Origin of the sequence: Bradyrhizobium sp. CW1 (assembly GCF_023100665.1) — a bacterium.
In the GTDB taxonomy this organism is placed as follows: domain Bacteria; phylum Pseudomonadota; class Alphaproteobacteria; order Rhizobiales; family Xanthobacteraceae; genus Bradyrhizobium; species Bradyrhizobium canariense_D.
Map to the genome: position 1 here is coordinate 7,302,465 of NZ_CP064684.1, position 16,328 is coordinate 7,318,792.

The 16,328-nt window shown below is 65.4% G+C and carries 10 protein-coding genes and 2 pseudogenes; 2 read left to right on the plus strand and 10 right to left on the minus strand.

The genetic code is table 11. The features are described 5' to 3' along the window. Window positions 1-2 precede the first annotated feature (2 nt). Window positions 3-632, minus strand: a complete 630-nt coding sequence (locus tag IVB54_RS34990; RefSeq protein WP_018454705.1) for a glutathione S-transferase family protein — start codon at window positions 630-632, stop codon at window positions 3-5. A 157-nt stretch (window positions 633-789) separates the two neighbouring features. Here IVB54_RS34990 and IVB54_RS34995 point away from each other — a divergent pair, with 157 nt between their 5' ends. Next, the gene (locus IVB54_RS34995; RefSeq protein WP_247776949.1) at window positions 790-1,737 is read left to right on the plus strand and encodes a threonine/serine dehydratase; all 948 of its coding nucleotides are present in this window, start codon (window positions 790-792) and stop codon (window positions 1,735-1,737) included. 54 nt (window positions 1,738-1,791) lie between these two features. After that, window positions 1,792-2,370: a hypothetical protein gene (locus IVB54_RS35000; protein ID WP_018454706.1), complete on the plus strand. Its 579-nt coding sequence runs from the start codon at window positions 1,792-1,794 to the stop codon at window positions 2,368-2,370. Window positions 2,371-2,521: 151 nt separating this feature from the next. On the opposite strand, the gene IVB54_RS35005 is transcribed toward IVB54_RS35000, so the two are convergent. From IVB54_RS35005 to IVB54_RS35045, 9 genes and pseudogenes are all read right to left on the minus strand, one after another. Then, window positions 2,522-3,115 (minus strand): GNAT family N-acetyltransferase, encoded by a 594-nt coding sequence (locus tag IVB54_RS35005; protein ID WP_018454707.1) that lies wholly within the window; start codon window positions 3,113-3,115, stop codon window positions 2,522-2,524. 94 nt (window positions 3,116-3,209) lie between these two features. Beyond that, window positions 3,210-5,656, minus strand: a pseudogene (locus IVB54_RS35010) (penicillin acylase family protein). Between the two features lie 46 nt (window positions 5,657-5,702). Continuing rightward, complete coding sequence (gene glpK / locus IVB54_RS35015) at window positions 5,703-7,205, minus strand: glycerol kinase GlpK (protein WP_018454709.1); 1,503 nt, start codon at window positions 7,203-7,205, stop codon at window positions 5,703-5,705. A gap of 356 nt (window positions 7,206-7,561) precedes the next feature. Beyond that, window positions 7,562-8,329, minus strand: a pseudogene (locus IVB54_RS35020) (glucose 1-dehydrogenase); the annotation flags it as partial. Between the two features lie 157 nt (window positions 8,330-8,486). Beyond that, complete coding sequence (gene pimD, locus IVB54_RS35025) at window positions 8,487-9,629, minus strand: pimeloyl-CoA dehydrogenase small subunit (protein WP_018454711.1); 1,143 nt, start codon at window positions 9,627-9,629, stop codon at window positions 8,487-8,489. 132 nt (window positions 9,630-9,761) lie between these two features. Next, window positions 9,762-10,952 (minus strand): pimeloyl-CoA dehydrogenase large subunit, encoded by a 1,191-nt coding sequence (gene pimC / locus IVB54_RS35030; RefSeq protein WP_018454712.1) that lies wholly within the window; start codon window positions 10,950-10,952, stop codon window positions 9,762-9,764. Between the two features lie 155 nt (window positions 10,953-11,107). Then, window positions 11,108-12,295 carry an acetyl-CoA C-acyltransferase gene (locus IVB54_RS35035; protein WP_247294166.1) on the minus strand — a complete coding sequence of 396 codons (1,188 nt, stop codon included), beginning with the start codon at window positions 12,293-12,295 and terminating at the stop codon, window positions 11,108-11,110. Next, window positions 12,292-13,986: a dicarboxylate--CoA ligase PimA gene (gene pimA / locus IVB54_RS35040; RefSeq protein WP_018454714.1), complete on the minus strand. Its 1,695-nt coding sequence runs from the start codon at window positions 13,984-13,986 to the stop codon at window positions 12,292-12,294. The genes IVB54_RS35035 and pimA overlap by 4 nt, the downstream gene beginning before the upstream one ends. A 217-nt stretch (window positions 13,987-14,203) precedes the next feature. Further along, on the minus strand, window positions 14,204-16,300 hold the full coding sequence (locus IVB54_RS35045; protein ID WP_247294167.1) for a 3-hydroxyacyl-CoA dehydrogenase NAD-binding domain-containing protein: 2,097 nt from the start codon (window positions 16,298-16,300) through the stop codon (window positions 14,204-14,206). Between the last annotated feature and the right edge of the window lie 28 nt (window positions 16,301-16,328).

Sequence of the window (16,328 nt, forward strand, 5' to 3'; positions counted from 1 at the left end):
GATCACCCCTTCGGCGGTGCCAGGGGCTGCACAATCTCCTTGAACGGCGCCAGCGCCTCGCACGCGTCGGCATGCGCCGACAGCGCCGGATAGCGCGATGGCTCGAACAACTGCGGATGGGCCTCGCGGGTGAAGCGGACGACGCAGGCGACCACAATATCGGCGTGGCCGATGCGCTCGCCCAGCCAGTACGGCGTGGTCACCTTGGCGCGCTCGGCCTCCAGCGCTTTCAGCACGTCCGCGATCTGCGCCTGGCAGCGCTCGACCCATAGCGTAAGCTGCTCCTTCCGCAGCACGCGTTCGTAGAGCAGGCTCACGGCCTTGTCGCCGAGGCCGGACGCGAGCGCGCAGATGCGCAAGTGATGCCGGCGCTCGGCGCCGGAGCGCGGCAGCATCGCCTTCTCCGGCCCGGCGAGCTCGTCGAGATAATCGAGGATGAACGTGCTCTCGATCAGCGCCTCGCCGTTGTCGAGCACCAGCGTCGGCACGCGGCGCAGCGGATTATAGGGCGCGATCTTGTCGGCGTCGCCGAAGGTCGACCACGGCCTGTGCTCGAAGGCGAGGCCGTAAAGCCGCAGCGCAATCGCGACGCGGCGGACGAAGGGGGAATCATATTGGCCGATCAGGAACATGGTTTTGCGCTCTTCTCTGGCTTTTGGACGAGGCAGGGCCGATCAGTTTCCACGGCAAGGCCGCAGTGGCGCAAGCAAAATCATGGAAGTGGAGCATTGCGCTGCATGCAACGGCGCCGCGACAGCGGCTGCCGGATGCGTTATCAAGGACGGCATCATGACAGCAACAATGGACATCAATCGGGAGCGGATCGCGGCGACCGAGGCCGTCATCCGTCCGCACATACGGCGCACGCCGCTCGTTGAGGCCGATCTCGCCGATTTTGGCCTGCCGGCTTCTCCCGTCACGTTCAAGCTCGAGATGCTGCAGCATTCCGGATCGTTCAAGGCGCGGGGTGCCTTCGCCAATCTGCTGTTGCGCCGGCTGCCGGAAGCCGGTGTCGTCGCCGCATCGGGCGGCAATCACGGCGCGGCGGTGGCGTATGCGGCGCAGCGGCTCGGCATCCCGGCCACGATTTTCGTGCCCGACATCACCTCGCCGGCCAAAGCCGAGCGTATCAGAGGCTATGGCGCGAAACTCGTGATTGCGGGCAGCCGCTATGCCGACGCGCTCGCCGCAAGCGAAACCCATGTCGCGCAGACCGGCGCCATGGCGGTGCATGCCTACGACCAGGTCGAGACCTTGCTCGGTCAGGGCAGTGTCGGAATGGAGCTGGAGCAGGATGCACCGGGCATTGACACGGTGCTGGTTGCAGTCGGCGGCGGCGGCCTGATCGGTGGCATGGCAGCCTGGAGCGCCGGCAGGACGCGCATCGTGGCGGTCGAGCCCGAGCAATCGCCGACGCTTCACGCCGCCTTCGCGGCAGGCGCGCCGATCGATGCGCCGGCGGGCGGCATCGCCGCCGATAGTCTCGCCCCGCGACGTGTCGGACAATTGATGTTTCCGATTGCGCGGGCCCATGTCGAGCGGGTCGTCCTGGTCGCCGACGACGCGATCAAGCAGGCGCAGTCGGCCTTGTGGTCGAGCCTGCGCCTGGTGGCCGAGCCCGGCGGCGCCGCCGCATTTGCCGCCTTGCTCTCCGGTCGCTATCGCCCCTCACCCGGCGAGCGGGGCGCGGTGCTGCTTTGCGGTGCAAACACCACGGCGGTGAATTTCAACAGCTAGCGAGCTTCGCATGATCGGGTATCGCGGACTCATCGCCGCACGGAGCAGAGCGATTTGACTGCTGACCAGCCTCCCTCACTCACTCTCCTAGGCGCCTACTCCTTCAGCGCTGATAATGCTGCCTATGCCCGTTTCATCCGGGAATTGATCGACTCACACGATCCCCCCAATTTCAGCGAAGAGGTGAACGCTCTGCTGCGGAAAGCCGGCAGGGGCGATGAAATAGTGCCTCTGACTGGTGAGGACCGGCGGAAATTGGAAGACAATCTACGAGGTTACATGGATGACGCTGTAATTCTCGAGGTGCTCGTGGCGAATCCGGACGCGCGGTTCAATCCTCATGATTTTACCCAAATCGATCCGTCCAACCCGGAAGGCCACGCAGAGATGGCGTGGAACGAAACGTTCCTGACCGCGGATGGCGAGACGGTGATCGAGACCGACTACAAGCAAAGACTGCCCGCGGCGAAACAGTATCGCGTGGTGTTCGTCATCCATCGTTGGGAGCCTAGCCTCCCACTGCTCTCCAGCTACGGAGAGCTGTATGCTCCGCCCGTGCAGCCATTGACCGAGCGATTACGGCGTCTCGCTCCCTATGATCTTCCGGAACCGAGTGTTGGCGTGATCCGGTGATCCCGCCACGCGTAGCCCCAATGAAACGCGACGACAGCGCCACACTCCGTCATTGCGAGCGCAGCGAAGCAACCAGTATCTCCCACGGAACCAGACTGGATTGCTTCGTCGCAAGGGCTCCTCGCAATGACGGCGGAGAGGCAGCTGCTACCTATTCGATGATCGGCACATGCTTTGCCGCGGACCGCGGCGCCGTGCCATCGAGCCGCGGGTCGTCGGCGATCTCGATCTGGCGGCGGAACGGACGGAAGCCCGAGCGCTGGTAGAATGCGACGGCGGACGGATGGTCGAACGTGCAGGTGTGCACCCAGACGCGGGACAGGTCGCGTGACCATGCGAGCTCAAGCGCGCGGTTCATCATAAAGCGGGCGGCACCGCTGCCGATCAGTTTTGCGGTGACACCGAAATACACCAGCTCGCATTGGCCGGCCTCGCGAAAGTCCAGCTCCAGCAGGCCCTCATCGTGGCCGTCCACGACAAGCGCATATACCTCGACGCCCGGTGCATGGATGATTGCGGCGAGCTCGCCGTCGTTCATGCGCGCCCGCGAAAACCACAGCCACTCCTCGCCGACGCGGCGATGGAGGTCGCGATACCAATGAAGCGCGGGAGTATCGACCTTGCGCAGGGTCCATGCGCCAAGAGGATTGTCACGCAGCGGCGGACGCGCTGTCATCTCGAGATGCGTGACGACGGCAGCGATCTTGCTGGCGGGAATGTCGGAATAGCCGTCGGGGAGGATCATGGGATGCGTCCCTTAGAAGCTGAACGCCGGCAACACATTCCGGGTCGTCCTGGCGAAAGCCTGGACGACGGCGGGATTTCTGGATACGCCTCATTCACCGCGGCGTCAGCGTGATCGCCTCCGCCGTTGCAGCCTCGACCGCGGCGCGGCTGTAGAGCAGCGGCACATACTGGCCGGTCGCCCAGAGCGGCGCGAGGTCGCGATAATGGCCGCTGAAGGGATCGCCCGACTGGCCCGGTGTGTTGATGGTGCGGCTCGCATCCCAATTGCCGACGTCGAGCACCATGCGGAACGATGCGCCAGCGAACAGCTGATAATCGGTGCGGCGATAGGTGGCCGCGCGCGGCACGTTGGCGGCGCCGCCGTAGGCCAGCGGACCGACCGAGAGCTGAGCGGCCGTCGCCTTGTCGGCCAGCGGCATCAGAGCATGGTCGAATTTTGCGACGTGCAGGCGGCCCCAGCGCCAGGTTGAGGAATCGGCCCCGAGCTTGGCTGTGACATCGGCCACCGCGCGCCGAGGCTGTCGCGCAGGATCTGGTCGCGCGCGGTGGCGGGATCGGAGCCAAACGACGCGTCCGGAGATTCCAGAAAGGCGACAAGCGCCGAAATGCTGGACGCCTCCGGCGCGATCAGGTCGGCAGCCTTGGGCGCCGTGGTCTTCAGCAGTACCGGTCCAAGATGATTGGAGATCCAGACCTCGAACACCGCAGCAGCGGCATTGTCGGCGGCATCACGGGCGTCCCAAGGCTTGAGCAGTTCGAGGCCCTTCTTCACGTTGGCATCGTCCGAAGTGAGCGGCTGCAACAGCTTGACCAGCCGCCGGCCCAGCATCGTGGTGTCGTCGTTCTGCAGATCCATGGCATCGGCCAGCGTCACCTTGCTGTTGGCCTTCAGGACCTCGGTGATGCGCTGCCAGCGCGCACTGTCCGCCCATTCGAAGCCGACCTTGCGCTCGCTGACGGGATAATCCGCCGGCAGGTTCATCTGGTTGGCGGTGGCGAGAAAGCCCTGCTTGGGCTGATAGGTCTTGGGCAGTTCGTCGAGCGAGAGAAAACCCTGCCATTCGTAGCGGCCGTCGCCGGGCACCGGCATCAGGCCATCATAGTTGGCGCGCCGCGGCGTCTTGCCGGCGGCGACCCAGCCGATATTGCCCTTGGTGTCCGCATAGACCTGATTCTCCGACGGCGCGCCCCAGCGCCGCATGGCGCCGAGGAATCCGTTCCAGTCCTTCGCGGTCATGTAGTCGGAGGAGCCGAAATAGGCCGAGGTGCCGGGCTCGAACCAGATCGAGCGGACGGCGAAGGCCCGCTTGTTGGCGTCGTCGACGTAGATCACCGGACCATGCCGGGTGAATTTCAGCTCGAGATCGCGATCGCTCTCGCCTTTCACCTGCTCTTTCTCGTGGACGATGCGCATGTCCTCCCAGCCAGCGCCATAGCGGTACTGGTTGGGATTCTGCGGATTGAGCTCGTAGATGTAGAGGTCTTCCTGGTCGACGTTGAAGATGGTGAGACCGAAGGCGATGGTGCCGTTGTGGCCGATGGAGATGCCGGGCAGCGCGGGCTCGCCCGCGCCGATCACGGAGAGGCCGGGCGCATTGAGGCCGACGATGTAGCGCAGCGAGGGCACGCTGTGCTCGCGATGCGGATCGTTGGCGAGGATCGGACGCCCAGTCGCGGTCCGTGACGCCGCGATCACCCAATTGTTGGAGCCGATGGTGTCGCGTTGCAGGTCGGCCTCGGTGAGGTACTTGTCGGGATCGTGCGCGAGTGCGGCCTGGCGATCTTTCGGCGCGGCAAAGGCGACCGGGCGCGTCGCCAGATCGTAGGGCGCCAGCACCGCCTTCGGCACGCTGCAGGGATCGAGACCATCTGGAATTTTCGTCGTCCACGCCGGCTCGAGCTTGACGCGAAACCGATCGGCATCGAGGCCTGCCGCGCAGGCGACCAAGGAGCGCTTGACCTCGGAGGCGACATTGCGCGTCAGGCCGTGGCTGCGGATGCGGACGATGTCATCCGCCGTCCACGCATCCGGCATCGTGCCGGCGATCCTGAACTCGATCGGCAGCGGGCGCTTGCCCGCGCGCACATCGGCGACGTAGGCGTTGACCCCGGCGACGAATGCCTCCGCATAGGTCTTCCCCTTGGGGCCGTAAGCCGCCCATTCCGCATTCATATCGCCGCGATAAAGAAAGAGACGCAGCGCCTTGTCCTGTTCGGCATAGGCCGGGCCGAAATCCTTGGCCAGCAGACCAAGCCCTCGCTTGCGCCAAAGATCGATCTGCCAGAGCCGGTCGCGCGCGGCGTTAAAGCCTTGCAGGAAGAACAGGTCGTGCTCATTGCCGGCATAGATGTGGGGGATACCCCAGACATCGACCAGAATCTGCGCGGGAGCATCGAGACCGGCGACGTCGGTCTTGACCTGCCGCGCGCTGCCGAGCGGGTCCGGCTTCTCACGCGCGAGGGAGGTCGAGGTGAGCAGCGCGGCGCAGATCGCGGCGCCGCAGAGCTTTTGGACGACCCGGTTGAAATCCGTGTTCATTGTCGTTTCTCCCGTTTGTTGTTGTTGGGCGCGTCGTGCGCGCCCGTTATTCGCCCTCGTCGCTCGCGAGCACGCCCTTCACCGCCCTCGTCCATCCCGCAAGCTTCCGCTCGCGCGTCGCCTGGCTCATGTTGGGCTTGAAGCGGTGCTCCAGCCGCCAGTTATCGGCGAATTTGGTCGGCTCGGGATAGACGCCGGCCTCGAGGCCGGCAAGATAGGCGGCGCCAAGTGCCGTCGTCTCCTGGATCACGGGGCGATCGACCGGCGCATCGAGCAGGTCGGCGAGGCGCTGCATGGTCCAGTCGGATGCGGTCATGCCGCCATCGACGCGGAGCACGACGCTTGCCACCTCCGAGCTCGGCCAGTCGGCGCGCATTGCGGCCCAGAGATCAAAGGTCTGGTAGCAGACGCTTTCCAGGGCGGCGTGGGCAAGCTCGGCCGGGCCGGTGTTGCGGGTGAGGCCGAACAGGGCGCCGCGCACGCGCGGATTCCAGTACGGCGCGCCCATGCCGACGAAGGCCGGGACGAGATAGACGCTCTGCATGGAGTCCGACTGATCGGCGAGAGGTCCGGTCTCGGCGGCATGCTTGATGATGCCGAGGCCGTCGCGCAGCCACTGCACTGCCGAACCTGCGACGAAGATCGAGCCTTCGAGCGCATAGGTGCGCTTGCCCCCGAGCTGGTAGGCGATGGTGGTGAGCAGCTTGTTCTTCGAGGCCACGGGCGTGGTGCCGGTGTTGAGCAGGGCGAAGCAGCCGGTGCCGTAAGTCGATTTCATCATCCCCGGACGGAAGCAGGCCTGGCCGATGGTCGCGGCCTGCTGGTCGCCGGCGATGCCGCAGATCGCAATGGCGCCGCCGAACAAATCCGGCGTGCTCTCGCCGAAACGGGCGGAGGAATCCTTCACCTCGGGCAGCATCGAGCGCGGCACGCCGATGATCTCCAAGAGCTCGTCGTCCCACTGGCCGGTGTGGATGTTGAACAGCAGCGTGCGCGAGGCGTTGGTGGCGTCGGTGGCGTGGACCTTGCCGCCGGTGAGACGCCAAAGCAGATAGCAATCGACGGTGCCGAACATCAATTCGCCGCGCGCGGCGCGCGCCCGTGCGCCGGGGACGTGGTCGAGAATCCAGGCGACCTTGGTGCCGGAGAAATAGGGGTCGATGATCAGGCCGGTCTTCTGCGAGATCACGGGCTCGCGGCCGTCGGCTTTCAGCTTGGCGCAGATGTCGGCGGTGCGGCGGTCCTGCCAGACGATGGCGCGGTGCACGGCCTGCCCGGTGGCGCGGTCCCACACCACGGTGGTCTCGCGCTGGTTGGTGATGCCGATCGCGGCGATGTCCTTTGCGCCGATGCCGGCCTGCGCGATCGCGTCGCGGCAGACCGTCACGGTCGAGGTCCAGATGTCCTCGGGCTCGTGCTCGACCCAACCCGAGGCAGGGAAATGCTGCGGAAACTCGGCCTGCGCCTTCGCCGCAATGGAAATGTCGCCGCGAAACACGATCGCGCGCGAGGAGGTGGTGCCCTGGTCGATGGCGAGGACGAAAGACATGGAAGCAAACCTTGGGGTTTCTTTGGCGTTTTCCCGGCGTTGTCCGGTGAGGGGCTATTGTGTTTCGCCAAAGGGAGCGGATTAGGGCGGGAAGGTCAAGACGGCTGTCCTCCCACCCTCCCCTGGAGGGCAGGGTGGGCTCGCATGCAGCGAAGCGGAACGCGAACCGGGGCGGGGTGACAGACTATCCGCGAACTTGATGAGCAGCAGCCGTCTCGTCGACGCAAGCGATACCGCCTTTGCGGCTTCACCCCACCCCGCCTCGCGTTGCGCTCTGGGCAACACGAAGCGACCCTCCCCCTCTAGCGGAGGAAAAGTGAAGCGCGCCCGGCGTACAATTGCAAGTAGAGCAGAAGTTACGGCGCCGCCGTGGTCACGCCGCCGTCGATGACGATCGTTTGTCCCGTCATGAAGCTCGACGCGTCGGAGGCGAGGTAGGCCACTGCGCCTGCGATTTCGTCGGGTTCGCCGATACGGCGGAGCGGCGTGGTGGCCGTGCGGCGTTTCAGATTCGCTTCGTCTTCCCACAGCGCGCGGGCGAAGTCGGTCTTGACGAGGCCGGGCGCGATGCAGTTGACGCGGACGCCTTTCGGGCCCCATTCGCCGGCGAGCGAACGACACAGCGCGAAGTCGGCGGCTTTCGAGATGCCGTAGGCGCCGATCACGGTCGAACCGCGCAAGCCCCCGATCGAGGAGATGATGACGACTGAGCCGTTGCCGCGGTCGGCCATCTGCGGGATCGCAAGCGCGGAGAGCCAGATGTTGCTCTTGACGTTGCTGCCCATGATCTTGTCGAAGGCCTCGTCGGTGATGTCGAGCAGCGGGCCGTAATACGGGTTGACCGCGGCGTTGCAGACGAGGATGTCGATCTTGCCGTAATGCTTGATCGTGCCCGCGATCAGCGCCTCGACCTCCTGCTTGCGCGCGATGTTGCAGGGGATGACGGTGGCCTCGCCGCCGGCCGCCTTGATGCCGTCGGCGACTGCCTTGCAGGCATCGGCCTTGCGCGAGGAGACCACCACTTTGGCGCCGAGCTTTGCGAGCAGCTCGGCGGAGGAGCGGCCGATGCCGCGGCTGGAGCCGGTGACCACGGCGACCTTGCCGGTGAGATCGAACGAGGGTGTTCTTCATTGTTGTTGGGCTCCGTTGAGGCCACTTGTTCAGACGTCATCGCCCGGCTTACCCGGGCGATCCAGTATTCCAGAGACGGCGCGGCTAGAACCGAGAAGCCGCAGCGTACTGGATCCCCCGCCTGCGCGGGGGATGACAGCGACCTTGTAGCTAGATCAACCCGCCACCGTCCGCCACGCGGCGCTGGTGGTAGTCGGTGTCGCCGAACGAGTTCTCGATCATGGTCAGGCGCTTGAAGTAATGGCCGATCTTCGCCTCCATGGTCATGCCGATGCCGCCGTGGAGCTGGATCGCCTGCTGTCCCACGAACTTCAGCGACTTGCCGATCTGCACCTTGGCCGCGGCAATAGCGTTGCTGCGCTCCTTGGCGTCCTGGAAATCGCCCGCCATGGTCGCGAACATCGACATCGATCGCGCCTGCTCGGTGGCGACGAACATGTCAGAGGCGCGGTGCTGCAGCGACTGGAACGAGCCGATCGGCACCCCGAACTGCTTGCGCGTCTTGATGTACTCGACCGTGGTCTTGAGCGATTCGTCCATCAGGCCGACCGCTTCGGCGCAGAGCGCGATGCGAGCTTCGTCGACCACACGCTCGATCAGCGTGAGCGAATCGTCGGGATTGCCGAGCACGGCATCGGCACCGATTTCGACGCCGGTGAAGGTGATGTCGGCGGCGTGCAGGCCGTCCTGGGTCGGGTACGACTTCTTGGCGACGCCCTTGGCGTCGGCCGGCACCAGGAACACGCCGATGCCGCTCTTGTCGCGGCGCTCGCCCCTAGTGCGCGCGGTCACGATGAGGGTATCTGCATTCTCGCCGTTGAGCACGACGAACTTCTCGCCGTCGATGACCCAACCGTCGCCCTTCTTCTTCGCCGTCGTGGTGACGTCGAAGAGATCGTAGCGCGAGTTCTTCTCGAGCTGGGCAAAGGCGAGCGTCTTGCTGCCGTCTACGATGCCGGGTACATGCGCGGCCTTCTGCGCATCGCTGCCCGCATGGCGCAGGAAGCCGCCGCCGATCACGACGGTTGCGAGGTAAGGCTCGAGCACCAGTGCCTTGCCGAGCGCCTCCATCACGATCATGGTCTCGACGCCGCCGCCGCCGAAGCCGCCATCGGCCTCCGCGAAGGGCAGACCGAGCAGGCCCTGCTCGGCGAGCTTGCCCCAGACCGCTTTGCTCCAGCCGCCCTTCTCCTTCATGTACTTCTTGCGGCTCTCGAAATCGTAGGAATCGGTCAAGAGGCCGTCGATGCTTTCCTTGAGAAGCCGCTGCTCCTCGTTCAGATCAAAATCCATGTTCTTTGCTCTCCGGTATCGATTTCGTCATGCCCGGCCTTATGCCGGGCATCCACGTTCTTTCGTGGCGCTAGGCGTGGATGGCCGGGTCAGGCCCGGCCGTGACGGTGAGTGCGTGTTGATGGTGTACGATCAAAGCCCCAGCACCGCCTTGGCGATGATGTTGCGCTGGATCTCGTTGGAGCCGCCGTAGATCGAGACCTTGCGGTTGTTGAAATAGCTCGGCGCGATCTGGGCGGTCCAGTCCATGGCTTCGTTCGAGCCGTCGTCGCCGTGCACGTCATAGGGTGCCGCGAACGGGCCGATCACCTCCATCAGCAGCTCGGTGGTGGTCTGCTGGATCTCGGAGCCCTTGATCTTCAGCACCGAGGAAGCCGGATTGGGCTTGCCTTTGCCGTGCTTGCCTTCGTCGGCGACGACGCGGAGCTGGGTGAGTTCGAGCGCCTTGAGCTCGATCTCGCAGGCCGCGAGCTTGTCGCGGAAGGCCGCGTCCTGAATGATCGGCTTGCCGCCGGATTCGACCTTGGAGGCGAGATCGCGGATGCGGCGGAGCCGCTCCTTGGAGACGCCGACCCGCGCGATGCCGGTGCGCTCATTGCCGAGCAGGAATTTCGCGTAATCCCAGCCCTTGTTCTCCTCGCCGATCAGGTTCTCGATGGGCACTTCGACGTCGTCGAAGAACACCTCGTTGACCTCGGCGCCGCCGTCGATGGTCTGGATCGGGCGCACCGTGACGCCCTTCGACTTCATCGAGAACACGATGAAGGAGATGCCCATCTGCTTCTTGGCGGACGGGTCGGTGCGGCAGAGGCAGAAGATCATGTCGGCGTGCTGGGCGAGCGTGGTCCAGGTCTTCTGGCCGTTGATGATCCACTTGTCGCCCTTGCGCTCGGCCTTCGTCTTCAGCGAGGCGAGGTCGGAGCCGGAGCCGGGCTCGGAGAAGCCCTGGCACCACCAGTCGTCGACATTGGCGATGCGCGGCAGATACTGCTTCTTCTGCTCTTCATTGCCGAAGGTGTAGATGACGGGACCCACCATGCTGACGCCGAAGGCGAGCGGCTGCGGCGCCGGATAGGACTGCAGCTCCTCGTTGAAGATATAGTGCTGCACGGAGGTCCAGCCGGTGCCGCCATATTGCTTGGGCCAGTGGCTGACGCCCCAGCCCTTCTTGTTGAGGATGCGCCACCACGTCACCATCTCGTCCTTCGAGAGGTGGCGGCCCTCGACCAGCTTGCGCCGCGTATCCGGCGGCACGTTGTCGCGGAAGAATGACCGCACTTCCTCGCGAAACGCCTGCTCTTCTTTCGTGAATGCGAGATCCATCGGATCCTCCTGTGAATGTGTCGTCCCGGCGAAGGCCGGGACCCATAACCACCGGCCTTCGTTGGTTTGCGAAGGCCATTGTTGTTCGCGTGCCACACTCCTGCTGCGGAGTATGGGTCCCGGCTTTCGCCGGGACGACGGTTACTGGACGACGGCTACTGCAACACCTCGAAAAGCCCCGCCGCGCCCATGCCGCCGCCGACGCACATGGTGACGACCGCGTACTTCGCCTTGCGGCGGCGGCCTTCAATCAGAGCGTGGCCGGTGAGGCGCGCGCCCGACATGCCGTAGGGATGGCCCACCGCGATCGCGCCGCCGTCGACATTGATCTTGTCGGGGTCGATGCCGAGCTTGTCGCGGCAATACAGCACCTGCACCGCGAAAGCTTCGTTCAGCTCCCACAGGCCGATGTCGTCGACGGTCAGGCCATGACGCTTGAGCAGGCGCGGCACGGCGAATACCGGGCCGATGCCCATCTCGTCCGGCTCGCAGCCGGCGGAGACGAAGCCGCGGAAGATGCCGAGCGGGTTCAGCCCGCGCTTTGCCGCTTCCTTGTCGCTCATGATCACGCTCGCGCTGGCGCCGTCCGAAAGCTGGCTGGCATTGCCGGCGGTGACCGAAAATCCCTCGCCACGGACGGCCTTGAGGCCGGCGAGGCCTTCTGCGGTGGTCTCGGGGCGCGGGCCCTCGTCCTGCGACAGCGTGACGTCCTTGAACGAGACTGCACCGGTGGCCTTGTCGGTCACCGCCATCCTGGTGGTGATCGGCGCGAGCTCATCCTTGAACTTTCCGCCCTGCTGCGCCGCGGCGGTGCGGCGCTGGCTCTCCAGCGAATATTCGTCCTGCTTTTCGCGCGAGATGCCGTAGCGCTTGGCGACGATCTCGGCGGTGTCGATCATGGGCATGTAGACCTCGCCCTTGATCTCGAGCAGCGCCGGGTCCTGCGCGTGGAAGCCGTTCATCTTGTCGTTCTGCACCAGCGAGATGGACTCGCCGCCACCGCCGACCGCGATCTCGACACCGTCGAAGATCACCGAACGCGCGGCGAGCGCGATCGCCTGCAGGCCCGAGGCGCATTGCCGGTCGATAGTGGTGCCGGCGACGGTGACGGGGAGACCGGCACGGAGCAGCGCCTTGCGCGCGATGTTGCCGCCGGTCGCGCCCTGCTGGAGTGCTGCGCCCATCACGACGTCCTCGACCTCCTTGGGGTCGATCTTGGCGCGCGCGACGGCCTCGCCGATGGCGTGGCCGAGCAGCGTTGCGCCCTCGGTGGCGTTGAGCGCGCCGCGATAGGCCTTCCCGATCGGGGTGCGGGCGGTGGAAACGATGACGGCGTCGGTCAAGCGCGATCTCCTGATGCAAGTCGGGTGGCAAGTTGGGCGGATTGTGACGGTTTCTGCCGCTGGCGCAATTCGTGGCGCGACAGCTTTCCGACCGGCGTGCGCGGCAGATCGTGGACGAATTCGACCTCCGCCGGCAATTCGTGCTTGCCGAGCTTGCCGGCGAGCTGAGCGCGCAGCTCGTCGAGCGAGAACGGCTTTGCATCCGTCTTCAGCTTGATGAAGGCTTTGGCGGCCTCGCCGCGGTACTGGTCGGGAATACCGAGCACGATCACCTCGTGCACGCCTGGTATGGTATAGATCGCCTGCTCGATCATCTGCGGATAGACGTTGAAGCCGCCAGAGATGATCATGTCCTTCTTGCGGTCGACCAGGAAGAAATAGCCGTCGGTATCGACATAGCCGATGTCGCCGGTGAGGAAGCGGCCGTCGACGAAGGCCTCCGCGGATCCTTCGGGCTTATTCCAGTAGCCTTTGGTGACGTTCGGGCCCTTGATGCGAATCTCGCCGACTTCGCCCGGCGGCAGCACCTTCGAGGGATCGTCCAGGGAAACGACGTCGAGCTCGATGCCGGGCAGCATCAGGCCGATCGAGCCGGGCTTATCGGGACCTGTAGGCGGATGGCCGGTGCCGGGCGAGCAGGTCTCGGTCATGCCCCAGCCGCTGCGGAGCTTCTTGCCGACTTTGCGCTCGAAGAAACTCGCGATCTCCACCGGCAGCGGCGCGCCCCCGGAGCCGATCGTCGCCAGCGAGGAGAAATCGCGCTTGTCGAGATCGGGAAGGGCTGCGATCGCGATCCACATCGTCGGCACGCCGGGAAAGTAGGTTGCGCGCTTGATTTCGATGTCGCGCATCACCGCTTCGACGTCAAAACGCTGATGCAGCGAGATCAGATTGCCGCGCCTGAGCGAGGACAGCAGCACGACGGTGAGCGCATAGATGTGGAACAGCGGCAGCACGCAGATCACGCGCTCGACGACGTCGCCACGCGTCGCGCGCGACGGCTTGCCCCAGACGTCGTAGATCGACACGGCCGAGGTGAGATTGCCGTGGGTCAGCATCGCGCCTTTGGGCAAGCCGGTGGTGCCACCGGTATATTGCAGCAGCGCGACATCGTCGGCGCTCACTTGCGGCCACTCTGCCGGCGCGGTGGCGCCCTCGACAAAGGCCTTGAAGGTGACGATGCGGGGATCGCTGGGGATCGCAGCCTGCGGCGTGCCGACCTTACCCCAATTATCGTCCTCGCAGACCACCAGGCGGTCGATCAGGCCCTTCTCCAGGAATTTCAGCGCGGTCGGCAGCAACGCCGCCAGGTTAGAGGTGACGAGCAGGCGCGAACCGGAATCGGAGACCTTGTGCGTCAGCGCGATCTCGCCGTCGAGCGGTGAGAGATGCGCGACGCGGGCGCCGGCCTTCAGCGCGCCGAAGAAATTGACGGGATGGTCCGGCGTATTGCCGAGGAACAGCGCGACCGAACTGTTCTTGCCGTAGCCGGCGCGCAGGAAGGCGGCGGCTGCGCGCTCAGCCATCGCGGCGAGTTCGCTGTAGGTAATCGGATGGTCGCGGAATTCCAGCGCGGTGCGCGGGCCGTACTCGGCGGCGGCTTTTGCCAGCAGATCAGGCAGCGTGCCCTGGACGATGGTGTCGTCCCAGCGCACGCCCTCGGGATAAAACTGTTCGCCGGGATGGGTCATTAGGGGTCGTTACTCTGCAAGGCGGCCGCGACGATACCGTGTGAGGTGGGCACAAGCGGACCGGCTCCCTTCCCCCTTGTGGGGAAAGGTTGGGGAAGGAGGTGGCCACAAACGCCGGCGCCCGGGCCTGCCCCCGTCCCTGACCCTCCCCCACAACGGGGGAGGGAACGGAGAGAGCGTTGCCCGGGACGAGACATCACAGCCACCGCCAATCCAATCACGCCGCTTTCGAGCCCGCCGCGAGCGAGGCGAAGGTCTTGCCTTCGGCCGCGAGCTTCTTCAGCAGCGGCGCGGGCTCGAGGCTCGGATCGTTGGTCTCCTTGGCGTAGAAGGAGAGCCGATCGGCGATGTGCTTGAGGCCGACGGTGTCGGCCCAGAACATCGGGCCGCCGCGGTAGATCGGCCAGCCATAGCCATAGAGCCAGACCACGTCGATATCGGACGGGCGCGCGGCAATGCCCTCTTCCAGGATCTTCGCGCCCTCGTTGATCATCGGGTACATCATGCGCTCGAGGATCTCATCGTCGCTGACGACGCGCTTCTTGCGGCCCAAACGAAGCAGCGTCTCGTCGATCAGCTTCTCGACTTCGGGATCGGGCAGCGCCGAACGGGAGCCGGCTTCGTATTTGTAATAGCCCTTGCCGGTCTTCTGGCCGAAGCGTCCGGCTTCGCAGAGCGCATCCGCGATCTCCGACTTGATGCCGCGGTCCTTGCGCGAGCGCCAGCCGATGTCGAGGCCGGCGAGGTCACCCATCGCGAACGGCCCCATCGGCATGCCGAACTTCGTCACGACGGCGTCGACCTGCTGCGGAAGCGCGCCTTCGAACAGCAGTTTCTCGGACTGCTTGCCGCGCTGGGCCAGCATGCGGTTGCCGACAAAGCCGTCGCAGACGCCGACCACGGCCGGCACTTTTGCGATTTTGCGCGCGATCGAGACCGCCGTCACAAGGGCATCCGGCGCGGTCTTGTCGGCGCGCACGATCTCGCACAATTTCATGACGTTGGCGGGAGAGAAGAAGTGCATGCCGAGCACGTCCTGCGGACGCTTGGTCGACTTCGCGATCTCGTCGATGTTCAGGTAGGAGGTGTTGGAGGCGAGCACGGCGCCCGGCTTGACGTACTGGTCGAGCTTGCCGAACACTTCCTTTTTCACTGCCATGGTCTCGAACACGGCTTCGATGACGAGGTCGGCGTCGCCGACGTTCTCGATGCCCACGACGCCGTTGATCAGCGCCATGCGCTTCGCGGGCGCATCCGCCGGGATGCCGCCCCGTGCCGCGGTCGCTTCCCAGTTCTTCTGCATGATGCCCATGCCGCGCTTGAGCTGCTCCTCGCCTGTCTCGATCAGGGTGACGGGAATGCCGGCATTGGCAAAGGACATCGCGATGCCACCGCCCATCGTGCCGGCGCCGAGGATGGCGACGCGGTTCACGGGCCGCGGCTTGGTCCCTTCAGGAACGCCGGCGATCTTGCTGGCCTCGCGCTCCGCGAAGAAGGCATAACGCTGCGCCTTGGACTGATCGCTGGCGACGAGCTTCAGGAAGCCCTCGCGCTCCTTCTTCAGACCTTCGTCGAACGGCAGGTCGATGGCGTAGCCGACGGCGTCGGCCGCCGCGAACGGCGCTTCCAGGCCGCGCGACTTCTTGGTCATGGCGGCGACCGCATTGGTGAAGATCGAGCGGTCGGCCTTGGCCGCCGCGATCTTGGAGTCGTCGTCACGCAGGCGGCGCAGCGGACGCTTTTCAGCCAGCAGCTTTCGTACGAAGGCTTCGCCACCGGCGGCCGGACCCTCGACGATCTCCTCGATCAGACCGTTCTTCAGCGCTTCCGCCGCTCCGATCGGATCACCGCCGACGATCATCTTGACCGCGAGCTCCGGTCCAACCGCGCGCGGCAGGCGCTGGGTGCCGCCGGCGCCCGGCAGCAGGCCGAGCTTCACCTCGGGGAGGCCGAGCTTGGCTTCCTTCACCGCGACGCGGAAATGACAGGCGAGCGCGACCTCGAGGCCACCGCCGAGCGCGGTGCCGTGGATCGCGGCCACGACCGGCTTCGGTGAATTCTCGATCTCGGAAAGCACGTCGTTAAGGGCGGGCGGCTTCGGCGGCTTGCCGAATTCGGTGATGTCGGCGCCCGCGATGAAGGTGCGGCCGGCACAGGTCAGCACGATGCCCTTGATGGCGGGATCGGCGACCGCGGCCTTGATGCACTCCAGAATTCCGCCACGAACCGCGGCGCTCAGCGCGTTGACCGGAGGGCTGTCGACCGTGACGATCCCGACTTCGTCATGACGCTCAAGCTTGACCACTTCGCTCACGGTGTCCCTCCTTGGTGGGGTAACTTTG